Genomic DNA, 22,886 nt, shown 5'->3' on the forward strand with positions numbered 1-22,886 from the left:
CCCGCCGGACAATCTTAGCGGCGGATACCCAGGCTGGTGATCAGCTTGGAATAGCGGCCTTCATCCTTCTTCTTGAGATAATCAAGAAGCGAGCGGCGGCTCGAAACCATCGTCAACAGGCCACGGCGGGAATGGTTATCCTTCTTGTGGTCCTTGAAGTGTTCGGTCAGGTTATTGATGCGTTCGGTCAGGATAGCGACCTGGACTTCCGGAGAACCGGTATCGCCTTCAACGGTCGCATATTCCTTGATCAGCGCAGACTTGCGCTCAGCAGTGATCGACATCGGGTTATCCTTTCTAAGAGGAGGAGATAAAGTCGCCAAAAGCCGGGATGTCGTCCAGCTTTGGCCGTGAATGCAAACGGGCGTACCCGATGCTGGCGCTGCCTATAAACCAAATATGGATCGATGGAAAGAGGGGTCGTCCTTGGCGGCTTCAACGGCCCGCCATGGCGCCCCGGACCATCCCGTCATAGGCTGCAGGATCCTGCAGCATGGCGAAATGGCTCACATCTTTCAGGATAACGAGTTTGGCGCCCGGAATCTGTTTTGCCATCATTTCCGTATGGTCGAGCTTTACGGCTTCATCATGATCGCCGATGGCAAGTGTGACCGGCACCGAGATCTTGCCAAGATCGGCGGCCGTCCAGGCCGGCTGGGTTGCCCACATTTCGGAGATCTGCTTGACGAAGGCGTCGTATTCGTTCGGCGTCGGCGAAAGCTTCCGGTACTGCTCGCCGGCGACGTTGATGTAGTCGTTGAAGGTCTTGTTGTCCATGACGTCAGCCTTGACGCCGTCTGTTGTGACGTTGGCTGCCTGGGCAATGACGCGGGTCAATTTTTCCGGGTGTTTCATCGCCATGTCGATGCCGATGATGCCGCCGTCCGACCATCCGACAAGCGTCACCTTGTCGATCTTCAGATAGTCGAGAAGTGCCACATAATCCGATGTCATCAGGTCATAGCCGAAGGGCTGCTGGCTGCGCGTCGAACGTCCATGGCCGCGGCTGTCGGCAACGATGACCCGATGATCCTTGGCAAAATCGGCGACCTGGTGACCCCAGACCTCGGCATTTCCAAGACCGCCATGAATGAACAGGATGGGGTCGCCTTCGCCGTATTCGGCGTAATACATCTTGATGTCGTTCACCTCGGCCATGCCGCTCGTCTTTGCCACCGGCATCGAAGGAAAGGCCGGAAGCTCGGCCCAGCGCTCGGCGGATTGAGCGCCGGTGACGGCGAGAAACATCGAAAAGAACGTCAGGATTCCGATAGCAGTTACGCGCATAATCTTTCCCTCTGTCAGGCCCCCATGGCCCCTCGGGCCGCTATGGCTGCCCGACAGGGAAGATATCGCATCGCGACCGGCTGACAATCGCTGTCTTGTCGGAAAGCCAGATAGGCTCAGGCGAAAACCCGCTTCGGGCGAAACTCGCCCTGGCCGATCTCGCCGATCGCGATCAGCTTGCCGCGGGCCGTCGCATAGGCTTCGCTTTCGGCAACCGGCGCATCGCGGCCACGCACCAGGATCGGGTTGCCCATCTTCAGCCGGTGCGCCTGGTCGTCATTGATGACCAGATGGGGCAGGGAGGATAGCGCTTCGCAGGTGTTGATCAGCAGCGCGTCGAGGGCCGCCAGGCGCTCGTCCATATCCTCGATCGCCTCCAGCGCCACGAGATCAGCGAGCGGCACCATGGCCTCTTCCGCGAAAGGCGCGACGAAGGTGCGCCGCAGCCCGGACACATGGCCGTAGCAGCCGAGCTCGCGCCCGAAATCGCGCGCCAGCGCCCTGACATAGGTACCCTTGCCGCATTCCACTTCGAAATGCGCGCTATCGGCGTCCGGGCAGGCAATCAAGGTCAGCCGGAAGATATCGACCTCACGCGAGGGGATTTCGACGGTTTCGCCTTCGCGCGCCAGATCATAGGCGCGTTCACCTGCGATCTTGATAGCGGAAAACTGCGGCGGCACCTGGCTGATGGTACCGATATATCCAGGCAGGATGTCGCGGATCTGCTGTTCGCTCGGGCGTTTGTCCGAACTCTCCGTCACTTCGCCCTCGAGATCGTCGGTCGCCCGCTCCTCGCCCCAGCTCACCGTGAATTCATAGATCTTGCGGCCGTCCATCACGTAGGGGACGGTCTTCGTCGCGTCGCCAAGCGCGATCGGCAGCATGCCGGAGGCGAGCGGATCGAGCGTGCCGGCATGACCGGCCTTCTCAGCCTTATAGAGCCACTTGATCTTGGAGACGGCTTCCGTCGAGCCGAAATCCACCGGCTTGTCGAGGATCAGCCAGCCGGAAATCGGCCGGCCTTTGGGTTTGCGTGGTTTGGACATGCGTCTCTTCTGTTTATTGTTCGTCATTATCGCCGTCGAGGTCGCGGCTCACCTCGGGCGAACGCAGCAGCTCGTCGATCTTCTTGTAGTTGTCGAAGCTGGTATCGTCGCGGAAGCGTACCTCCGGCATGTATTTCATCTGCCGAAGCTGCGGCCCGAGCCGGCCACGGATGAACCTTGCATGGCGGTTCAACGCCTTGATGACGATGCTGTGGTCTGAAACGCCGAGCGGCGTCACATAGGCGGTAGCGATCTTGAGGTCCGTCGACATGCGCACTTCCGAGATCGAGATCACGGTCGCCTCGATGATTTCGTCACGCACTTCGCCGCGCTGCAGCACCTGGGTGAGAGCGGCGCGAACCTGTTCGCCAATGCGCAGCATGCGCTGCGAAGGCGCGGAAGAAGTTGGTCTGGTCATTGTTATCTCTATTTGCCGATGCGGCTGGGAATCGAACCCGTCAAAGGAGAGCGTCCATGACTCTTTTGGTCCAAAAGGTCAAGTCAGCAGATGCCCGAAAGCCATCCGCCGGCTGGCGGATGGCTTTCGGAAAAGTTCAGGCGCAGCAGCTTAGAGCGTGCGCGTGATATGCTCGACGCGGAAGCACTCGATGACGTCGCCGGCGCGCATGTCCTCGTAGTTTTCGAAGGCCATGCCGCATTCCTGACCCATCGGCACTTCGGACACTTCGTCCTTGAAGCGCTTGAGCGTCTTGAGCTTGCCTTCGTGAACGACGACGTCGTTGCGGATGAGGCGGACGCCCGCACCACGTTCGACCTTGCCTTCGACGACACGGCAGCCTGCGACCTTGCCGACCTTGGTGATGTTGAACACCTCGAGGATCTCGGCATTGCCGATGAAGGTTTCGCGCCGCTCCGGAGACAAGAGGCCCGACATCGCTGCCTTCACATCATCCACGAGGTCGTAGATGATGTTGTAGTAGCGGATTTCGATGCCTTCGCGTTCGGCGAACTGGCGTGCCTGCGTATTTGCACGGACGTTGAAGCCGATGATGGCCGCGTTCGAGGCTTCGGCGAGCGAGATATCCGACTCGGTGATGCCGCCGGCGCCCGAATGGACGATGCGGGCGCGCACTTCGTCGGTGCCAAGCTTCTCCAGCGCACCGGCAATCGCTTCGATCGAGCCCTGCACGTCACCCTTGATGACCAGCGGGAACTCCTTGATGCCGACGCTCTGGCGTTGCATCATCATCTGTTCCAGCGAACCGCGCTGTCCCGACTGGCGGGCAGCCGCCTTGTCGCGGGCCAGACGCTGACGATATTCCGAGATTTCGCGGGCGCGGCTTTCGCTTTCGACGACGGCGAACTTGTCGCCCGCCTGCGGCGTGCCGGAAAGACCGAGAACCTCGACCGGCGTTGCCGGACCGGCTTCCTTCACATGGTCGCCCTTGTCGGTGACGAGAGCGCGCACGCGGCCCCAGACGTCGCCGGCGACGATGATCTGGCCGGGACGCAGCGTGCCCTTCTGCACGAGCACGGTCGCGACCGAACCACGGCCACGATCGAGCTGGGCTTCGATGACAGTGCCTTCCGCCGTCCGGTTCGCATTGGCCTTGAGATCGAGAATTTCCGCTTGCAGCAGGATCGCCTCGAGCAGTTTGTCGAGGTTCTTGCCGGTCTTGGCCGAAACCTCGACGTCAAGCACTTCGCCGCCCATGGATTCCACGAAAACTTCGTGCTGCAGCAGCTGGTTACGGACCTTCTGCGGATCAGCCTCGTGCTTGTCGACCTTGTTGATCGCCACGATGATCGGGACACCGGCCGCCTTGGCGTGGTTGATCGATTCGATCGTCTGCGGCATCACGCTGTCGTCGGCTGCGACGACCAGGATCGCAATGTCGGTCGCCTGCGCACCACGGGCACGCATTGCCGTGAAGGCGGCGTGGCCGGGCGTATCGATGAAGGTGATCTTCTGACCGTTCTGCTCCACCTGATAGGCGCCGATATGCTGGGTGATGCCACCGGCTTCGCCGGAGACTACGTTGGCATGACGGATGGCGTCGAGCAGCGAGGTCTTGCCGTGGTCGACATGGCCCATGATGGTAACGACGGGCGGGCGCGAAACCAGTTCGCCATCGTCGTCGGACACGTTGAAGATGCCGAGTTCGACGTCGGATTCCGACACGCGCCTGACCGTATGGCCGAATTCGCCGGCGATGATTTCGGCAAGGTCGGCGTCGATGACGTCGCCCGGCTTCATCATCTGGCCTTCCTTCATCAGGTACTTGATGACGTCGACGGCGCGTTCGGACATGCGCTGCGACAGCTCCTGAATGGTGATGGTCTCGGGCAGAACCACCTCGCGGGAGATTTTCTCGCGGGTTTCCTGCATCTGACCGCGGCGGAACTTCTCCTGCCGGCGACGCATCGCCGAGAGCGAACGACCGCGGGCATTGTCCTCGCCGTCGACGTTGGCAGTGGTGATCGTCAACTTGCCGCGACGGCGCTCTTCATCCGTCTTCGGACGAGTCGTGACCGGCTTTGCGGGTTCCGGGCGAACGACGCGGCCACGGACTGGGCCGCCACGCGCTGCGCCACGATCGTCTTCTTCCTTTTCGTCGCGGCGGCCGCGAACGGCCCCAGGGACGGCAGCGCCGGCTGCCGGACGGGCAGCAGGTGCTCCAGCCGCATCGGGCCGGCGTGCGGCCGGTGCCGACGATGCGGGCTGCTGCGGCCGTGCCACGTCGGTGCGTGCTTCGGCCGGAGCCGGTTCTGCGGCTGCAGGTTCAGCAACAGCGGGTGCCTCAGCCTGCCGGATAGCCTCTTCAGCGGCCCGGCGGACAGCTTCTTCCGCTTCGGCTGCCTTGCGGATAACCTCTTCGGCGGCACGGAGCTTTTCTTCCTCGGCGCGGCGGATCGCATCCTGCGCGTCACGCGCCTGGGAGTCGGCAAGCGCGCGGCGGCGGGCGTCCATCTCTTCCGGCGACAGATGGTTCAGCACCACCGGGCGCGGACGATCGTTCTGGCGCGGCGGCTGGTGAGACTGCTGCGGCGGACGCTGGTTCGTCTGGTTGTTGTTGCCCTGCTGAACCCGCGGTGCCGGCGTCGGCTGCTGCGGACGCGCCTGCACGGGCGCGGGCGCCGGTTCGGCTGCGCGCACGGGGGCCGCCGGAGCGACGGGCGTGACCGGCTTTTCGTCTTCCGGGCGCATCGGGCGCCGCTTACGGGTCTCGACGACGACCGCCTTGGTGCGACCTCGACCCATATCCTGGCGAACGGTACCCTGGCTCATCCCCGATGGTTTCAGGGTGAGTGTCTTTTTGCCCGCTACGCTGATTGTCTTGTCGTCGTTACTATCGGTCATTCGTTCCCGTTCCTTCGGACAGGGAGCGATGACTAGATCAGACCCTGTCGTTCAATACTGTCGATCAATGAGGATGGGACCGGCCGATGCCGGTGACCGCCTCATTGTTTTAGCCGGCCAGCGCCGCCCGCTGCCCGGGACTGACCGCCAATACGGTACTGTTCGAGCATCTTTGCGCGCTTCACTACACCTTCACCCGCCTGCCCTGCAAGCACTGCGGCATGGATAAAAGCATTCTGGCCCATCAGGCCTTCCATTTCGCTCTCCGAGAAGAGACGGAAGGAAGGTATCTCCTCCTCGGTCTCCATTCCGAGGTGCCAGGCCTTGCGGGCCTGGTCGATTTTCCGGACGCCGTCGTCCGCTGCACCAGTCGCGTGGAACACCGCAAGGGCTGCTCCACTTCTGACCGCGGCATCCACTTTCGAGGAGCCGCTGACGAACTGGCCGGCTTTCCGCGCCATGTTCATCATCTGCATCAATTGCGCCGCGAGCAGCCGATCGACACTCGCGCCGAGATCGTCCGCCGCCTTTACATCCGTCTTCAGCGCGCGGGCGAAGAGCTTCTTCGCCACTGCCCTGTCGACCAGCGACCGGTCGATCTTCACCCAGCATCCGCGTCCCGGAAGCTCGCGCTTCAGATCGGCGACAACTGTTCCATCGGGAGCGGCGACGAAGCGGATCAGCTCTTCCGGCGATCCGCTTTCGCGCGTCACGATGCACATACGTCCGTTCACGTCATAACCTGCAAGATCGTCGTCCTCGAGAGGAGCGTCCGGTTCATGCGCGGTCATCATGCTTCTTGTTCGGCTTCGGTGACCTCTTCTTCGGTCCCCTTATCCAGGTCCTCTTGCGTGATCCAGCCAGCCGAAAGGCGGGCCTGGACGATCATCTGTTCTGCTTCGACGCGTGAGACGTCGAACTTCGAGAACAGGCCCTCGAACTTCTTCGTTTCGCCGTTCTTGCGTTCCGACCAGCCCACGAGATCGTCGGCAGCGCAGCCGGCAAAGTCCTCGATCGACTTGATGCCGTCTTCGCCGAGCGCCACCATCATCTGGGCGGTCATGCCGTTGATTTCACGCAGTTCGTCCTGGACACCGAGCGCCTTGCGCTTCTCGTCCATCTCGGCTTCGAGACGCTCGAGGAATTCGCGGGCGCGCTGCTGGATTTCCTGCGCCGTCTCCTCGTCGAAACCGTCGATCGAGGAGATTTCGTCGAGATCGACATAAGCCAGTTCTTCAACTGCGGCAAAACCTTCCGAAGCCAGAACCTGGCCGACCATCTCGTCGACATCGAGCGAATCCATGAACAGGTTGGTGCGCTCGTTGAATTCCTTCTGGCGGCGTTCCGATTCCTCGGCCTCCGTCATGATGTCGATATCCCAGCCGGTCAGCTGCGAAGCGAGGCGGACGTTCTGGCCGCGGCGGCCGATCGCAAGCGACAGCTGCTCGTCGGGAACGACCACTTCGATACGCTCGGCATCCTCGTCGAGAACGACCTTGGCGACTTCGGCCGGCTGCAGGGCGTTGACGACGAAGGTCGCCGGGTCCTGGCTCCACGGGATGATGTCGATCTTTTCGCCCTGAAGCTCGCCGACCACGGCCTGAACGCGTGAGCCGCGCATACCGACGCAGGCACCGACCGGATCGATCGAACTGTCGTTCGAGATCACCGCGATCTTGGCGCGCGAACCCGGGTCGCGGGCGACCGATTTCACCTGGATGATGCCGTCGTAGATCTCCGGCACTTCCATGGTGAAGAGCTTCACCATGAATTGCGGATGCGTGCGCGACAGGAAGATCTGCGGGCCGCGCTGCTCGCGACGGACATCATAGACATAGGCACGGACGCGATCGCCATAACGGACGTTTTCGCGCGGGATCATTTCGTCGCGGCGGATAATGCCTTCGCCACGGCCGAGATCGACGATAACGTTGCCGTATTCGACGCGCTTGACGGTACCGTTGACGATTTCGCCGACGCGATCCTTGAATTCGTCGAACTGGCGGTCGCGCTCGGCTTCACGCACCTTCTGCACGATCACCTGCTTGGCCGACTGTGCGGCGATGCGGCCGAAATCCATCGGCGGCAGCGGATCGGCGATGAAATCGCCGAGTGCGGCGTCCGGGTTGCGGTCGCGGGCCAGCTCCAGCGGGATCTGCGTCGAATAATCCTCGGCCTTCTCGACGACTTCGAGCAAGCGCTGCAGGCGGATTTCGCCGGTCTTCGGATTGATGTCGGCTCGGATGTTGGACTCGGTGCCGTAACGGGAGCGTGCCGCCTTCTGGATGGCATCGGCCATTGCGGCCAGCACGATCTCGCGGTCGATGACTTTTTCGCGCGCCACTGCATCTGCGATCTGCAGAAGTTCGAGCCGGTTCGCACTGACTGCCATTGTCTTGTTTCTCCGTCTTTACTCCAGGGTTCCCGTCCCTGGAGCGGTCTGTTGATCGGTTATTCTTCGTCGTCCGCTTCGTTCTGGTTGGCGGCCTGGGCTTTCGCCAGCTTGTCGGCGCGCAACGCGTCGCGGATCAGGTCGTCGGTCAGAATGAGCTTCGCATCGCTAAGCGCCGTGAAGGGAATGGTGACCTTCTGCTCTTCCCCATAGGCGATCTGGTCACGCTCGAGCGTGAAACCATCTGTGCCTGCTTCGACGATCTTGCCGCGGAAGCGCTTGCGATTGTCGATCAAGATCGACGTCTCGCATTTCACAAGGTGGCCCTGCCAGCGGACGAAATCAGATTTCCGCACCATCGGACGGTCGATGCCGGGCGAAGACACTTCCAGATGATACTCTTTATCGACCGGATCTTCCACATCGAGGACGGGAGAAATCGCCATCGAGACTTCTTCGCAATCCTGGACCGTCATCGTGCCGTCGTCGCGTTCGGCCATGACCTGCATCGTCGCGCCGTTCTGGTTCATCATGCGGACGCGGATAAGCCGGAATCCCAGGTCGACGAGAACGGGTTCGATGATATCGGCAAGACGCTGGTCGAGCCCGGTTTCGGTAATCAGCCGCGGCTCACGTTCGTTGTCTGCGTTTGTCAGATCCGACAAGCGGTGCGCTCCTCGCAATTTCATGCTTTTTTGGCGATCACGCTAATAAAAAAGAGCGGGTCCTTGCGGCCCACTCTTCATCAAGCGATCAAGAATTTGAGAGGCATATAGTCGGGTTTTTCCGAAATTGCAAGGTCTGCGACCGATTCGGCCAATTCGCTTCCGGCGACGTGATGAGGCCTATGGCCAGCGCCGGTCTTGCGCATATATTGCCGTTGGCGCGCAATAACAAAAGCGGGAGAAATCGTGGCCTACACTTCCTCGACATTGGCGCCTTTGCGGCACGATACCTACCGCACCATCTGGTTCGCGAGCCTTTCCTCGAATTTCGGCGGCCTGATCCAGGCGGTCGGCGCCGCCTGGATGATGACGACGATCACCGCCTCGGAGGACATGGTGGCGCTGGTGCAGACCTCGACGGCGCTGCCGATCATGCTGTTTTCGCTGATATCGGGTGCGCTCGCCGACAATTATGACCGCCGCCGGGTTATGCTGACGGCGCAGTGCATGATGCTCACCGTCTCGGCGTTGCTGACGGCCTCAGCCCTTCTCGGCTGGATCACGCCCTGGCTGCTGCTCTTTTTCACCTTTCTGATCGGCTGCGGCACCGCGCTCAATAATCCCTCCTGGCAGGCCTCGGTCGGCGATATGGTGCCGCGTGCCGATCTGCCGGCCGCGGTCACGCTGAACAGCATGGGTTTCAACATCACCCGCAGCGTCGGCCCGGCGATCGGCGGCGTCATCGTCGCGGCCGCCGGCGCGGCCGCGGCCTTCGCGGTGAATACGCTGAGTTACCTCGCCTTGATCTATGCCCTGCTGCGCTGGCGTCCAGCCGCGCCCGTCTCGACCCTGCCGCGCGAGGCGCTCGGCAGCGCCATCTTTGCCGGCCTGCGTTATGTCTCGATGTCGCCCAATCTCGAAAAGGTCCTTGTCAGGGGACTGCTCTTCGGCATCGGCGCCAGCTCGATCCTGGCGCTGCTGCCGGTCGTCGCCCTCGATCTCGTTGCCGGCGGGCCGCTGACCTATGGTTTCATGCTCGGCGCCTTCGGCATCGGCGCGATTGGCGGTGCGGTGCTGAATGCCAGGCTTCGCCAGGTGCTTTCCAGCGAGATGATTATCCGCCTCTCCTTTGCCGGCTTCGCATTGAGCGCGGTCATCGCAGCCGTGAGTCCGAGCGCCGTCCTGACCTCTGCCGGGCTGCTCGTTTCCGGCGCCTGCTGGGTCTCCGCACTTTCGCTCTTCAACACCATCGTCCAGCTTTCGACGCCGCGCTGGGTGGTCGGCCGGGCGCTGTCGCTCTACCAGACCGTCACCTTCGGCGGCATTGCCGGCGGCAGCTGGCTGTGGGGCGTCGCCGCCGATCGTTACGGCGTTGCCGATGCGCTGCTGATGTCATCCGTCGTCATGCTGCTCGGCATCGCCATCGGCCTGCGTTTTTCGATGCCGGCCTTCGCCTCGCTCAATCTCGATCCACTGAATCGCTTCACCGAGCCGGCCCTCAGTCTCGACATTACACCGCGCAGCGGCCCGATCGTCATCCAGGTCGATTACGAGATCGCCGATGAGGACCTTGCCGAGTTCATGGAATTGATGGGGGAACGCCGACGCATCCGCATCCGCGACGGCGCCCGCAACTGGGCGCTGATGCGTGATCTCGAAAATCCCAGCCTTTGGACGGAAACCTACCACACGCCGACCTGGGTCGAATATATTAGACACAACCAGCGGCGCACGCAGGCCGATGCCGAAAATACCGACAGGCTGCGTGCGCTTCACCGCGGCGAAGGTCCGCTGCATGTCCACCGCATGATCGAACGCCAGGCCATTCCGCCCGGCGACGACGTCTTCCACAAGGCGCCGATCGATCTGCATCATTGAGACTAGCTAGCAGAGATCAAAAATGTATAGATTCAGGCTCGCCCGCCAATCCGATCTGGCCGCCATCATCCGGCTTCTGGCCGATGACGATCTTGGCGGCAGCAGGGAGATCGTTTCGGATCCTGTCGACGCGCGTTATCTCTCGGCCTTTGCCGCAATCGAGGCGGACGCCAATCAGCTTCTGGCCGTCGCAAGCGATGCGACCGATCGGGTCGTCGGCTGCCTGCAGCTGAGTTTTGTTCCCGGTCTTTCGAGGACGGGTAGGTGGCGCGGCCAGGTTGAAAGCGTGCGTGTGGCAAGCGATCTTCGCGGTTCTGGCCTCGGCGCGCAATTCATCGAATGGGCGATCGCCCAATGCGCCGAGCGCGGCTGCGGATTGGTGCAGCTGACATCGGACAAGACGCGAGGGGATGCCATCCACTTCTACGAGAGGCTCGGTTTCGTCGCCAGCCATGAAGGTTTGAAACGCAATCTCTGAAGCCGGTTACTTCAGCTTGCCCTTCATCGTCGCCTCCGGAAAGCATGTCGGCTTCATATCGTTCTTTGCCTGCCACTGGCCGATTGAACGCCGGGTCTTGTAGCCCGGCAGACCGTCGGAACCGCCGACATCATAGCCCTGCCGTTCCAGCGCCTTCTGCATGGCGGTGACATCCGAGCGCAGCATCTTGCCGACATCACCCCATCTGCCCTGGAAGGCGCCGTCATTATGGGCGATCCGGTCGGCGAGGTTGCCGATATAGAGCGCGTAGAGATCGGAATTATTGTATTCCTTGATGATGTAGAAATTCGGCGTGACGATGAATTCCGGTCCGTCGCGGCCGGCCGGAACCAGCATCATGCCCTCAGCCTTCATCTCGCCGGAGGGAAAGCCCTTGCCGGAGATGCGGTCGATGCCGAGCGAGGCCCAGTGCGACAGCGGCTTTGCCAGATCGGGTCCTTCCTGCGCGCAGGAAACCGCCTCCGGTATCGACACCTCGAAGCCCCAGTCGCGGCCGCGCTGCCAACCTTTCTTGACCAGGTAATTGGCGATCGAGGCGAGCGTATCGGGCACCGAGGTCCAGATATTGCGGTGGCCGTCGCCATCGAAATCCACGGCATATTTCAGATAGCTGGTCGGCATGAATTGCGGCTGGCCGAGTGCGCCCGCCCACGAACCCTTGAAATTAGCAGGTGTGACGTCACCGCCGTCGAGAATATGGAGTGCGGCCACCAGCTCGGTGCGGAACATCTCCTTGCGCGTCGACATGAAGGCCTTGGTCGCCAGCACCTCGATCGCCGAATTCGGGATCTTCGCCGCACCGAAGCCGGTCTCACGGCCCCAGATGGCCAGCACGATCGAGCCCGGCACGCCATAGGTCTTTTCGATCCGCTTCAGCGTCGAGCCGTATTGGGCGGCAAAGCCGCGACCTGTTGCGGCAAGTTTCTTCAGCTGGTCTTCGTTGAAATAGGGAGCGGGCGAGGAAAATTCGGCCTGCGTCTGCTTCTGCTCCTTCGGCGGCGGGAAACCGGGCGGGGCGAGATCGGGCAGGTTCCAGTTCAACGTGATGCCGGAGAAAGCGGCTTGAAAGACCTTCTCCGAAATGCCGTTCGCCTTCGCCTCCGGCCAGAGGTCACTCTGCACCCATTTCTCGAACTGCGCCTCGACATCGGCTTTCGAAGGGGCCGCGTAACAGGAGAGGGGCAGGAGAGCTGCCGCCAATGTGAGTGCGAATATCCGCAGCCGCCGTGGAACACCCCCCTCTGCCCTGCCGGGTATCTCCCCCACAGGTGGGGAGATCGGCTGGGCGCGGAGGTTTCCGCCGACAATCGACGTTTCTGCGCGGCAAGCTGACAATGAAGCGGGAAACCAAAGCCACTTGTGATCTCCCCCCTTGTGGGGGAGATGCCCGGCAGGGCAGAGGGGGGTGTGGTGCAACATACGCAAGCCTCCCTATATCACCGTCCGCGCCCGAAGTGCCGCCGCAAGGGTGCCCTCGTCGAGATAGTCGAGTTCGCCGCCGACAGGCACGCCATGCGCCAGCCGGGTGATCTTCACATCGAGCCCCTGCAACTGGTCGGTGATGTAGTGCGCTGTCGTCTGTCCCTCGACGGTGGCATTGACCGCGATGATCAGTTCCCGGATGCCGCCTTCGCCGACCCTGTCGATCAGCCCGCGAATATTGAGATCGTCAGGACCGACCCCGTCGAGTGGTGACAGCGTGCCGCCGAGCACGTGATAGGCGGCGTTCATCGCGCCTGCCCGTTCCAGCGCCCAGAGATCCGAGACGTCCTCGACGACGATGATGACGGATTGATCGCGTTGGACGTCGGTGCAGACAATGCAGGGATCGACCGTATCGACATTGCCGCAGCGCGAGCAGATCTTCACCTTGTCATAGGCCTCGCCCATTGCATTCGACAGCGGGCCGAGCAGTTGGTCCTTCTTCTTGATCAGATGCAGTGCCGCCCGGCGCGCCGAGCGCGGCCCGAGGCCCGGCACCTTCGCCAGAAGCTGGATGAGTTTTTCGATTTCGGGGCCGGTGACTCGTTTTGCCATGCGCCGTTCTTAACTGATATGGGACGAAAACGGAATCGCGGAAGGATTGCCCGTCCCATGAAAATCCTGGCCTTGTGCACCGGCAATCCGGAAAGACTGCCGGGCAAGAGCTACAAGACCGGCATCTTCAAACATGCCGTCAACGGCGCGGTGATGATCGACGCCGAAGGTCTTGTCGGCGATGCGATCTGTAACCGCAAACACCATGGCGGCGTCGACCAGGCGGTCTATGTCGAGGGATCGCTAACGCTCGACTGGTGGGCGCAGGAACTGGGCCGACCCTACGAGGCGGGTACTTTCGGCGAGAACATGGTGATATCAGATCTCGACAATCGCGACGTCGCCGTCGGTGACCGCTTCGCCGCTGGCGATCTCATCCTCGAGGTCACTGCATGCCGTATGCCCTGCGCCACCTTCGCCGCCAGGATGGTCGATCCGAAATTCGTCAAGCGTTATACCGCCGCCGCCCGTCCCGGCATCTATTGCCGCGTCATCCGAGGCGGCGTGGTCGAGCCCGGGATGCCGATGGAATACACGTCTTTTTCGGGAGACAAGATTACGATGCCCGAGCTAATGGAGACCTTCGGCCGAAGGCTTCAGGGCGCAGATCGGGCGCGATATCTCGCGGCCCCAATTCACTACAAGCTTCGGGCCATGCTGGAATCCCAAGCCGACGAAGCACACTAGCTCACACACCTTGATATGTGGACCGCCTCAGAACGGCAGCTTGAAGCCGGGCGGGATCGGCAGGCCTGCGGTCAGTGCCTTGGTCTTTTCGGCGGCGAGTGCCTCGGCCTTGTCCTTGGCGTCCTTGTGGGCGGCGACGATCAGGTCCTCGAGGATCTCGACATCGTCTTCCTTGAACAGCGACGGATCGATCTTCAGGCTCTTCAGCTCGCCCTTGCCCGATATGACGACGGCAACGAGACCGCCGCCCGCCTTGCCTTCGGCCGTGAGCTCGGCGATCTCCGCCTGCATCTGCTCCATCTTGGCCTGCATTTCCTTGACTTTGCCCATCATGCCCATGATGTCGCGCATCGTCTCGCTCCTTCTTAAACCTAGAATTCTATATCGTCGCCCGGCAGGATGTCACCTTCCTCGGATTCGGCGGCGGCCGGCGGCGTCGCCTCGCCTTCCTCCTCCGGTTCGGGCGCCCGCACGCGCACGTCGATGATCTTGGCACCCGGAAAATGCGCAAGGATCGCCGCCACGTCAGGGTCCTGGCGCGCGTCGATCACATGCTGTTCCCGCGTCCTGGCCTCCGCTTCGACAAGCGTCGGCTGGCCCTCGTCGCGGCTGAGGCTGACGATCCAGTGGATGCCGGTCCATTCCTTCAGCTTGACGGCAAGCTCGTTGAGCAGCGTCGTCGGCGCACCGGGAGCCAGGCTGACGTCGAGCCGGCCGGCTTCGATCCGGACCGGGCGCAGGAAGGTGCGCACCATCGCCTTCAGCTTCGGATCGCGTTTCTCGGTGGCGAGGTTGACGATATCATTGACCGAATTGACCGGGACGAGCGGCTTCAGGGCTTCCGCGGGCTTTGGCTCGATCCGCCCGACAGACATGGTCTCGGGCTGGCTGCTCGGCACGGCACGCAGCATCGCCACCGGCGCGGAAGGCTGCGGCGGGCTCGGTGCGGTTTCCGCGGCGCGCGCCGCGACACTGTTCTGATAGGAAACCCGTGTCCCGTTGCCGCCGCCATTGCCGGACGGCGGAGCCGCGGGCCGCGGGCCGGCATTGTCGCCGGAAAATTCGGCAAGTCGCCGCGCCGCATCCTCAGGCGCCGGCAGATGGGCGGCATGTGCAAGCCGGATCAGCACCATCTCGGCGGCCCCTGCCGTCCGTGACGAGCCTTCCGTTTCCGGAATGCCCTTGAGCAGCATCTGCCAGATCCGCGACAGCGTCGTCACCGCAACGCCCTTGGCAAATTCAGCCGCTTTGGTGCGCTCGACCTCGCTGAGCGAAGGGTCGTTGGCCGCATCCGGCACATATTTCAGCCGCGTCACCAGATGGGTGAAATCGGCAAGATCGGTCAGCACTACCACCGGATTGGCGCCAGCTTCGTATTGGTTCTGGAACTCGCCGAGTGCGGCGGCCACATCGCCCTTGACGATATGCTGGAAGAGATCGACGATCCGGGCGCGATCGGCAAGGCCGAGCATGCTGCGCACGGCTTCCGCCTGCACGACGCCCGCGCCATGGGCGATCGCCTGGTCGAGCAGCGACAGGCCGTCGCGCGCCGAGCCTTCGGCAGCACGCGCGATCATCGCCAGCGCGTCGGCTTCCGCCTCGATGCCTTCCTTGGCCGCGATCGTCGTGAACAGCCCAACGAGATCCGAGGCGCTTATGCGGCGCAGGTCGAAACGCTGGCAGCGCGACAGCACGGTGATCGGTACCTTGCGGATCTCGGTGGTGGCGAAGATGAACTTCACATGCTCCGGCGGCTCTTCCAGCGTCTTTAACAGGCCGTTGAAGGCCTGCGTCGACAGCATATGCACTTCGTCGATGATATAGACCTTGTAGCGCGCCGAAACCGGCCGGTAGCGCACCTGCTCGATGATCTCGCGGATATCGTCGATACCGGTATGGGAAGCGGCATCCATCTCGATCACGTCGACATGCCGGCCTTCCATGATTGCCTGGCAGTGCTCGCCCGGCGTGCGAAGGTCGATCGTCGGCTTGTCGATTTCTGATGTCTTGTAGTTCAGCGCCCGCGCCAGGATGCGCGCCGTCGTCGTCTTGCCGACGCCGCGCACGCCGGTCAGCATGTAGGCTTGGGCGATGCGACCGGTCTCGAAGGCGTTGGTGAGGGTGCGGACCATCGGCTCCTGGCCGACCATCAGGTCCGTGAAATCCTTGGGGCGGTATTTGCGAGCCAGCACTCGGTATCCGGTGCCCGTCGAGGCGGCATCTTTTGATTGTCGCTCGGTGTCGCTCATCGCCCTGCTTGTCGCCCGGCTATCGGGCACTTCGTGGAGAGAAGGTGGGAGGCTGGCACGATGACCCGTGCCGGGCTCGTTAGGGCTGCTTCCTTCCGGACCTGACCCGGTTGGCGAGTGGCTCGTCCACCACCAACCTCCCGGATGCACATATCGGCAATATCGTCATCAAAAGCAAGCCAACATGCGAAAAAACTGCTAGTCGTTGGAAAACATGAGGAGAATGCCCTTTGAAAGGTTTCGCGCTCGATCCCCGGCTGGAAAACGACAGCGTCAGCATCATGGTCACCGGTCTCTGTGACCTGAGATTGTCGAGGGACGCCCGCTGGCCCTGGCTCATTCTCGTGCCGCGCCGGGCTGACATCACCGAAATCTTCGAGCTGACGCCGCTCGACCAGGTGCTGCTTGCCTTCGAGACGGAGCTGGTCGCCAAGGCGCTGAAGGAGATCACCGGCGCGACAAAAATCAATGTCGGGGCTCTTGGCAATATCGTCCGCCAGCTTCATGTTCATGTCATTGCCCGCTTCGAAGGCGATGCCAATTGGCCGGGTCCCGTCTGGGGCTTCGGGCGCGCGGAACCCTACGAAGACGGAAAGAGAGACGAATTTATAGCGAAGCTGCGGGAAGCCCTTTCATCATGAGTCATTCGCTTTTCGATTCGGATGTGCCGCATCCGGAACCCAGCAATCTCACGGCCTTTGCCGCCAACGACCTCAACCGCGATTCCGAGCATCGCGACGAACAATCCGTCGAAAAGGCGCTGGCCAAGGAAGGCACCCATATCTTTGCCTTCGCGGGGGATAAGCTGGTGCTGAAGCATGACGGCCAGGTGCTCGACCCGCTCTTTGCCCGCTATGAGCTGCAGGGATTGCAGCCGGATTGGGATGCAACGGTGCTTCTCGGCTACCGCAAGACCGGCGAGCCGCGCCTTGCCGTTCCCGTCGGCATCGATGTCGACGACCTCACCAGCCAGTACAAGCCTGCCGACGGCCGCACGCTGTTTCGCGAAATGCTGATCGACGAGGTGTTGCTCGGCGAATTCGCCCAGGCCGCGAGCCTCATCCGCTGGAACGGTGACAACCGCTTCTGCGGCCGCTGCGGCTCGGCGACGGAGATCCACATCGGCGGCTATAAGCGCGTCTGTGCCGCCTGCGAGCACATGATCTTCCCCCGCACCGACCCCGTCGTCATCATGCTGACGGTTGACGAGCAGCGCGACCTCTGCCTGCTCGGCCGCAGCCCGCATTTTGCGCCCGGTATGTATTCCTGTCTTGCCGGCTTCCTCGAACCCGGCGAGACCATCGAGAACGCCGTGCGTCGGGAAACGCTGGAGGAATCCGGCATCCGCACCGGCCGCATCCGCTATCATGCCTCGCAGCCCTGGCCGATGCCGCATTCCCTGATGATCGGCTGTTATGCCGAGGCGAAATCGACCGAAATCAGCCGCGACGAGACCGAGCTGGAAGATTGCCGCTGGTTCACCCGCGAGGAAACGATCGAGATGCTGGAACGCCCGAGCGCGACAGGCAAGGCCTCGCCGCCGAAAGGGGCGATCGCCCACCGCCTGATGCGCGACTGGGTGGAGTGGAAGCGCTAGCGCCATGCCGGTCGCCCGCTCGGAACGGCTGCTGACGCTGCTCCAGACGCTCCGGCGTTACCGGCGACCGGTGACCGGAACGGTGCTGGCACAAGAGACCGGGGTGAGCCTGCGCACGCTCTATCGCGATATTGCCAGCCTGCAGGCCCAGGGCGCGATGATCGAAGGCGAAGCCGGCATCGGCTATGTGCTGAAGCCCGGCTTCATGCTGCCGCCGATGATGTTTTCCGAAGAAGAGCTGGAGGCATTGGTGCTCGGCTCGCGCTGGGTGGCCCGCGCCGCCGAGCCGCGCCTTGCCGGTGCCGGCGCCGATGCACTGGCCAAGATTGCCGCCGTGCTGCCGGCCGATATGCGCGAGATGATCGATTCGGCAGCGCTTTTTGTCGGTCCCAAACGCAGGGACGAGGACAAGGCTGACGTTTCGGCCATCCGCAGGGCGATCCGCCTGGAGCGTATCCTCGAACTGCATTATGGCGACGAGCAAGGCCGTATCTCACGCCGCCGCGTCTGGCCTTTCGGGCTCGGCTATTATGAGCATGTGCGCGTCCTCATGGCCTGGTGCGAACTGCGCCAGGATTTTCGCCATTTCCGCACCGACCGCATCATCGACATGGCGTTGCATGAGGGGCGCTATCCGCGCCGCCGCACGGTGCTCCTCAAGGAATGGCGCGAGACGCAGGACGTACCGATCGAGAGCTGAACGCTGCTGCCATAAACTGTCAGCAGGAGGGGTTATTATCAGTACCAATCCAACAGGAAAGGAGTACTGATCATGGTAACGCCTCCAGCCATTCATTTCGCGAACGACCGTTTTACTGCCGAGTCCTTTGCCGATGTCATTTCGGCCGAGACTTTTGCCGATGTCCGCCAGTCAGCGCGCTCCGGCCTGCTGGACTTGTTGATGAACGTTTTCCGATTTCGCAGGGGAGAGCGCACCAGCCTCGACCTTGACGCGACTCCGGACTACCTGAAGCGCGACCTTGGCTTCATGGATGGACGCGACCCGCATTGCGAGGACCGTTACCCGCTCTAAATCATGTCGCGCAAAAGTGCGCCGCGGTTTTGCGACAACGACATGCGTAAAAACAAAGACCTAAAGCGCCAGGAGCGAATCTGAAGATCGCGACGCTTTAGGCCACCCTAGCCTTATCAACATTCCACCCGACGAGAACGGGGGCGTTGCGACCGCTGCGCCCTCTGCACTCTGCTGCCATCCATTGTCAGCAGGTGATCCCTCGCGGCGCCATTCTACAACAACGGGAGAACCGAAATGACCAGCCCCAATCTCATTATTCTTTACGTCAAGGACCCAGGTGAAAGCGCCAGCTTCTACCGGAACCTGCTTAATCGCGAACCGGCCGTGGAGGCGCCGAATTTCGTCGCTTTTCCGCTTGAGGGCGGCTTCACGCTCGGTCTCTGGCGGCGCAGCAAGGTCGAACCGCAGCCCTCCGCCATCGGCAATCGCGGCGAAGTGGCCTTCATGGTCGAGGGAGAAAATGCTGTCGCCAGGCACTACGAAGACTGGCGCCAGCGCGGCCTGCCGATCGCCCAGGAACTGACCGAACTGGATTTCGGCCCGACCTTCGTCGTGCTCGATCCGGATGGGCATCGGCTGCGTGTCTGTGAGCCGGATAAATAATTTAAGGGACACGCGAGGCCTGTCGAGAGCATGATGCCGAAAAGTGTGAGCGGTTTTCGGACAACATCATGCTCCAACTATTAATTTAGACAGGATGATTTTAGGCCGACCCGGCCTGAAATCATCCTGTCTAAAGCAGGCCTCGCATCGCATGCCCCTTGTAGACGCCGAGGATGCGCACTTTCTCGGAAAAGAACCGCAGTTCCTCCAATGCCCGGCGCACGTTCGGATCGTTCGGATGGCCTTCGATATCGGCGTAAAACTGCGTCGCCACGAATTTTCCGCCGAGCTGGTAGCTTTCGAGCTTCGTCATGTTGATGTTGTTGGTGGCAAAACCTCCGAGCGCCTTGTAGAGCGCGGCCGGAATGTTGCGGACGTTGAAGACGAAGGTGGTGACGACCTTTTCTTCCGCCGAATTCCGTTGCGCCCATTCCTCGTCGCGGGACAGAACGACGAAACGGGTCACATTGTTTTCCGTATCCTCGACATTTTCGGCGATGATCTCGAGCCCGTAGAGATCGGCGGCAAGGCGGGGCGCCAAGGCGGCCATCGAGCGGTCGCCGGTTTCCTGCACGAGCTTTGCCGCCCCTGCGGTATCGCCGGCGATCACCGGTTTCCAGCCATTGGCGCGAACAATCTTGCGGCACTGGCCGAGCGCGTGGATATGGCTGTGGACCGTGCGGATCTCGTCCTTGGTAACACCGGGCAGTACCATCAGCTGGAAGCGAATCGGCATGAAATATTCGCCGATGATGTGCAGCCGCGACTCCGGCAGCAGATGGTGGATATCGGCGACGCGCCCGGCGATCGTGTTCTCGATCGGGATCATCCCGATATCGGCATCGCCGTTGTCGACCGCCGTGAACGCATCCTCGAAGGTCTGGCAGGGCAGCGGCTCCATGGTCGGAAACATGTCGCGGCTGGCCATGTCGGAATTGGCGCCGAATTCGCCCTGGAAGGCGATCCTGTTGGTCTTGATGTTCATGATGGTTCCGTCAGTTCGACTTTGCGGAGAGGATGCGCCGCGCTTTTTCGAGGTCGGCGGGAGTATCGACACCGAGCGGAACCGTGTCAACGATCTCGGCGTCGATGCGCATGCCGGCTTCCAGCGCCCGCAGCTGCTCCAGCGATTCGCGCTTTTCGAGTGTCGAGGGACCGAGCGAGACGAACCGTTCCAGTGCCGTACGCCGATAGGCATAAAGGCCGATATGATGGTAGAGCGGCCCCTGGCCGTAAGGCGCGGTTGCGCGCGTGAAGTAGAGCGCGTGCAGCCGGTTGCCGGAAATCGGCGAGCCGACAATCTTGACGATGTGCGGCGCGGTCTTGTCCTCGTCGTTGTCGATTTCGGTTGTCAGCGTTCCGATATCGACCGCCTCGTTCTCGAGCGGGCGCAAAGCCGCGCGCACTGTTTCCGGATCGATCGTCGGCAGATCGCCCTGGACGTTGACGATGATTTTCGCCTTGCCCTCCGGATCGACTTTCGTCAGCGCCTCAAAGATCCGATCGGAACCCGACTGGTGATCCGTGCTGGTCATGACGACTTCGAAGCCGGCGGCGGCCACCGCATCGAACACTCGGGCGTCGTCGACGGCGACGACGACACGGCCGATGGCTGCCTCCCTGGCGCGCAGCGCCACCTGAACGATCATCGGCAGACCGCAAATATCGGCCAACGGCTTGCCCGGAAGCCGGGTGGAGGCCATGCGCGCCGGGATCAATACGAGCACACCGTCTAAATTTGAATCACTCATTGTTCGGGCCTTCTATTCCGGGCTGAAAAGTGTCAAAAAGTCTCACGCACAAGACCATTTAGACAGTTGCAACGATCAACCAAAAGACATAGGTTCCGCGCGATTTCAAGATGGTCCGGTTTATGGTCTGCCGGCTGCAAGGGGAGCATTGCAGATGAATTCATACGTCAATACGGCCGTCGGGGCGCTGCTCGGAACGATTTTCGTTCTGATGTCGGTCTCCATCGCGTCCGAAGGGATCTTCCATTCCGAAGCACCGGAAAAGGAAGGTTTCGCGATCGTTGCCGAAGAGGCGCCCGCCGCTGGCGGCGAGGCTGCGCCTGCCGTTGCCGTTCCGATCGCGCAATTGCTCGCTTCTGCAGATGCCAAGGCCGGTGAAACGGTCTTCAAGAAGTGTCAGGCCTGTCATGACGGCACCAAAGGGGGACCGAACAAGGTCGGTCCCAACCTCTTTGGTGTCGTAGATCGCCCGATCGCCTCGCATGCAGGCTTCGCCTATTCCGCTCCCATGAAGGATTTCTCCAAGGGCAGCAGCGAGAAGTGGACCTTCGAATATCTCAACAAGTTCCTGCTGGCACCGAAGAAGGACGTCCCGGGCACCGCCATGGGCTTTGCCGGTTTGGCGAAGGATCAGGACCGCGCCAACGTCATTCTCTACCTGCACACGCTCGCCGATTCGCCGGTGCCGCTGCCGGATCCGAACGCCGCGACCCAGTGACGCGGCAGACAATCGGATGACATCGAAGCCCGGCCCGCAAGCCGGGCTTTTTGCTGTGCAGAGAACCAATTAAAACATGTCGCGCAAAACTGTGCAGCCGTTTTTAGACTACGACGCGCTTCAGGCGCCGAGGAAATAGGCCCAGAGCGAGACCGTGATGGCGCCGAGCGCCGTCGTCACGGTGATCGTCGAGGCGGCGAGGCTGTGACCGACGCCGAAGCGATTGGCGATCAGCCAGGCGTTGACGCCTGTCGGGACGGAGGAGGTCAGCACGATCGCTGCCGTCCATTCGGGGCTGAGACCGAGGAGACGGCTCGCCGCCCACACGCAGCCAGGCAGCAGCAGCAGCTTCAGGCTTGAGGTGACGCTGGCGATGCCGAGATTGCCGGAGACACCGTATCTCTCCAGCGCCATGCCGAGCGATATCAGCGCCGCCGGGCCGGCAATGCCGGCGATCTGCCCGACGACCGTTGCCAGCGTCGTCGGCATGGTGAGACCGGAAAGGTGCATGGCCATGCCGGCCGCAAGGCCGATCACCAGCGGGTTGCGCACGAGATTGACCGCGATCTGGCGGAGCACGAGCATCATGCTGCGATCGCTTTTGCCGGCGATCTTGCGCTCCGCATGCTCCATCAACACCGTGCCGGCGACCATCATCACGGGCAGATGCACGGCAAGCAGGATCGACAGCGCCACCAGCCCTTCGTCGCCGACGGTCCGCTCGACGAGCGGCAGGCCGATGAAGATATTGTTGGCGAAGGCCGAGGAGACGCCGGCCAGCACGCCGATACGTTCGTCGCGGCCGAAGAGCCGTGTCGCGGCGATATGGCCGGCTGTCCAGGTGATGGCGACGCCGGAAAAGTAGACGACCCAGAGACGAAAAGGCGAGGCGCCATGAAAATCCGCCTCGGCGATGGTGCGGAAAAGTAGAAGCGGCACGGCGATCTTGAAGACGAATTCGCTGAGCGCTTCGCCGACATTCGACGCCATCAACCCGCTGCGGACGATCACCCAGCCGATGAGAATCAGGATGAAGATGGGAAGGACGTCGAGAATGATGGCTGACATAGGGGAGGCTGCTCTGCGCGGGGGAATATTCGACGTCTACAGCGCCGC

24 protein-coding genes and 1 other RNA gene are annotated in these 22,886 nt (G+C 62.0%); 9 read left to right on the top strand and 16 right to left on the bottom strand.

Annotation, left to right across the window (positions count from 1 at the left end):
• Window positions 1-14: 14 nt before the first annotated feature.
• The 8 genes from rpsO to rimP form a co-directional block, all read right to left on the bottom strand.
• Window positions 15-284: a 30S ribosomal protein S15 gene (gene rpsO / locus AC25BC_RS22220; RefSeq protein WP_003544317.1), complete on the bottom strand. Its 270-nt coding sequence runs from the start codon at window positions 282-284 to the stop codon at window positions 15-17.
• Window positions 285-435: 151 nt separating this feature from the next.
• Complete coding sequence (locus AC25BC_RS22225) at window positions 436-1,287, bottom strand: alpha/beta fold hydrolase (protein WP_012759649.1); 852 nt, start codon at window positions 1,285-1,287, stop codon at window positions 436-438.
• 116 nt (window positions 1,288-1,403) lie between these two features.
• Window positions 1,404-2,336 carry a tRNA pseudouridine(55) synthase TruB gene (truB, locus tag AC25BC_RS22230; protein WP_012759650.1) on the bottom strand — a complete coding sequence of 311 codons (933 nt, stop codon included), beginning with the start codon at window positions 2,334-2,336 and terminating at the stop codon, window positions 1,404-1,406.
• 13 nt (window positions 2,337-2,349) lie between these two features.
• Window positions 2,350-2,754 (bottom strand): 30S ribosome-binding factor RbfA, encoded by a 405-nt coding sequence (gene rbfA, locus AC25BC_RS22235; protein WP_012759651.1) that lies wholly within the window; start codon window positions 2,752-2,754, stop codon window positions 2,350-2,352.
• 150 nt (window positions 2,755-2,904) lie between these two features.
• A complete protein-coding gene (infB, locus tag AC25BC_RS22240) occupies window positions 2,905-5,658 on the bottom strand; it encodes a translation initiation factor IF-2 (protein WP_012759652.1) in 2,754 nt (917 codons plus the stop codon).
• 101 nt (window positions 5,659-5,759) lie between these two features.
• Complete coding sequence (locus tag AC25BC_RS22245; RefSeq protein ID WP_003544325.1) at window positions 5,760-6,452, bottom strand: RNA-binding protein; 693 nt, start codon at window positions 6,450-6,452, stop codon at window positions 5,760-5,762.
• Entirely contained in the window at window positions 6,449-8,050 is a 1,602-nt protein-coding gene (gene nusA / locus AC25BC_RS22250; protein ID WP_003544328.1) for a transcription termination factor NusA, read from the bottom strand. The genes AC25BC_RS22245 and nusA overlap by 4 nt, the downstream gene beginning before the upstream one ends.
• A 59-nt stretch (window positions 8,051-8,109) precedes the next feature.
• Window positions 8,110-8,715, bottom strand: coding sequence for a ribosome maturation factor RimP (gene rimP, locus AC25BC_RS22255; protein WP_012759653.1), 606 nt, complete (start codon window positions 8,713-8,715; stop codon window positions 8,110-8,112).
• Between the two features lie 198 nt (window positions 8,716-8,913).
• Here rimP and AC25BC_RS22260 point away from each other — a divergent pair, with 198 nt between their 5' ends.
• Both AC25BC_RS22260 and AC25BC_RS22265 read left to right on the top strand, forming a co-directional pair.
• Window positions 8,914-10,593 carry an MFS transporter gene (locus tag AC25BC_RS22260; protein WP_204337289.1) on the top strand — a complete coding sequence of 560 codons (1,680 nt, stop codon included), beginning with the start codon at window positions 8,914-8,916 and terminating at the stop codon, window positions 10,591-10,593.
• Window positions 10,594-10,615: 22 nt separating this feature from the next.
• Window positions 10,616-11,071, top strand: coding sequence for a GNAT family N-acetyltransferase (locus AC25BC_RS22265; protein WP_012759654.1), 456 nt, complete (start codon window positions 10,616-10,618; stop codon window positions 11,069-11,071).
• A 6-nt stretch (window positions 11,072-11,077) separates the two neighbouring features.
• On the opposite strand, the gene AC25BC_RS22270 is transcribed toward AC25BC_RS22265, so the two are convergent.
• Together AC25BC_RS22270 and recR are read right to left on the bottom strand one after the other, a co-directional pair.
• Window positions 11,078-12,349 (bottom strand): lytic murein transglycosylase, encoded by a 1,272-nt coding sequence (locus AC25BC_RS22270; RefSeq protein ID WP_041935705.1) that lies wholly within the window; start codon window positions 12,347-12,349, stop codon window positions 11,078-11,080.
• Window positions 12,350-12,523: 174 nt separating this feature from the next.
• Window positions 12,524-13,129, bottom strand: coding sequence for a recombination mediator RecR (gene recR / locus AC25BC_RS22275; RefSeq protein WP_003544338.1), 606 nt, complete (start codon window positions 13,127-13,129; stop codon window positions 12,524-12,526).
• A 57-nt stretch (window positions 13,130-13,186) separates the two neighbouring features.
• On the opposite strand from recR, the gene AC25BC_RS22280 reads away from it, so the two are divergent.
• A complete protein-coding gene (locus AC25BC_RS22280; RefSeq protein WP_012759657.1) occupies window positions 13,187-13,816 on the top strand; it encodes an MOSC domain-containing protein in 630 nt (209 codons plus the stop codon).
• Between the two features lie 27 nt (window positions 13,817-13,843).
• Here the strand turns inward: AC25BC_RS22280 and AC25BC_RS22285 are convergent, their stop codons facing one another.
• From AC25BC_RS22285 to ffs, 3 genes are all read right to left on the bottom strand, one after another.
• The gene (locus AC25BC_RS22285) at window positions 13,844-14,167 is read right to left on the bottom strand and encodes a YbaB/EbfC family nucleoid-associated protein (RefSeq protein ID WP_003555794.1); all 324 of its coding nucleotides are present in this window, start codon (window positions 14,165-14,167) and stop codon (window positions 13,844-13,846) included.
• 20 nt (window positions 14,168-14,187) lie between these two features.
• A complete protein-coding gene (locus AC25BC_RS22290) occupies window positions 14,188-16,065 on the bottom strand; it encodes a DNA polymerase III subunit gamma/tau (RefSeq protein ID WP_012759658.1) in 1,878 nt (625 codons plus the stop codon).
• A 44-nt stretch (window positions 16,066-16,109) separates the two neighbouring features.
• Window positions 16,110-16,206: signal recognition particle sRNA small type (gene ffs, locus AC25BC_RS22295), an RNA gene on the bottom strand.
• Between the two features lie 89 nt (window positions 16,207-16,295).
• On the opposite strand from ffs, the gene AC25BC_RS22300 reads away from it, so the two are divergent.
• The 5 genes from AC25BC_RS22300 (at window position 16,296) to AC25BC_RS22320 (ending at window position 19,301) form a co-directional block, all read left to right on the top strand.
• Window positions 16,296-16,706, top strand: coding sequence for an HIT domain-containing protein (locus AC25BC_RS22300; RefSeq protein ID WP_012759659.1), 411 nt, complete (start codon window positions 16,296-16,298; stop codon window positions 16,704-16,706).
• Window positions 16,703-17,662 (top strand): NAD(+) diphosphatase, encoded by a 960-nt coding sequence (nudC, locus tag AC25BC_RS22305; RefSeq protein ID WP_012759660.1) that lies wholly within the window; start codon window positions 16,703-16,705, stop codon window positions 17,660-17,662. The genes AC25BC_RS22300 and nudC overlap by 4 nt, the downstream gene beginning before the upstream one ends.
• Window positions 17,663-17,666: 4 nt before the next feature.
• Window positions 17,667-18,362, top strand: coding sequence for a helix-turn-helix transcriptional regulator (locus AC25BC_RS22310; RefSeq protein ID WP_012759661.1), 696 nt, complete (start codon window positions 17,667-17,669; stop codon window positions 18,360-18,362).
• A gap of 72 nt (window positions 18,363-18,434) precedes the next feature.
• A complete protein-coding gene (locus AC25BC_RS22315; protein WP_012759662.1) occupies window positions 18,435-18,695 on the top strand; it encodes a hypothetical protein in 261 nt (86 codons plus the stop codon).
• Between the two features lie 237 nt (window positions 18,696-18,932).
• Complete coding sequence (locus tag AC25BC_RS22320) at window positions 18,933-19,301, top strand: VOC family protein (RefSeq protein WP_003555800.1); 369 nt, start codon at window positions 18,933-18,935, stop codon at window positions 19,299-19,301.
• A 130-nt stretch (window positions 19,302-19,431) separates the two neighbouring features.
• Here AC25BC_RS22320 and AC25BC_RS22325 read toward each other — a convergent pair whose 3' ends face one another.
• On the bottom strand, window positions 19,432-20,286 hold the full coding sequence (locus AC25BC_RS22325) for a prephenate dehydratase (RefSeq protein WP_003544355.1): 855 nt from the start codon (window positions 20,284-20,286) through the stop codon (window positions 19,432-19,434).
• Window positions 20,287-20,296: 10 nt separating this feature from the next.
• The gene (locus AC25BC_RS22330; protein ID WP_012759663.1) at window positions 20,297-21,052 is read right to left on the bottom strand and encodes a 3-deoxy-manno-octulosonate cytidylyltransferase; all 756 of its coding nucleotides are present in this window, start codon (window positions 21,050-21,052) and stop codon (window positions 20,297-20,299) included.
• A gap of 154 nt (window positions 21,053-21,206) precedes the next feature.
• Here AC25BC_RS22330 and AC25BC_RS22335 point away from each other — a divergent pair, with 154 nt between their 5' ends.
• Window positions 21,207-21,770, top strand: a complete 564-nt coding sequence (locus AC25BC_RS22335) for a c-type cytochrome (protein WP_012759664.1) — start codon at window positions 21,207-21,209, stop codon at window positions 21,768-21,770.
• Window positions 21,771-21,890: 120 nt separating this feature from the next.
• Here AC25BC_RS22335 and AC25BC_RS22340 read toward each other — a convergent pair whose 3' ends face one another.
• Window positions 21,891-22,838, bottom strand: coding sequence for an AEC family transporter (locus AC25BC_RS22340; RefSeq protein ID WP_012759665.1), 948 nt, complete (start codon window positions 22,836-22,838; stop codon window positions 21,891-21,893).
• Between the last annotated feature and the right edge of the window lie 48 nt (window positions 22,839-22,886).

It is taken from the genome of Rhizobium sp. WSM409 (genome assembly GCF_057653825.1).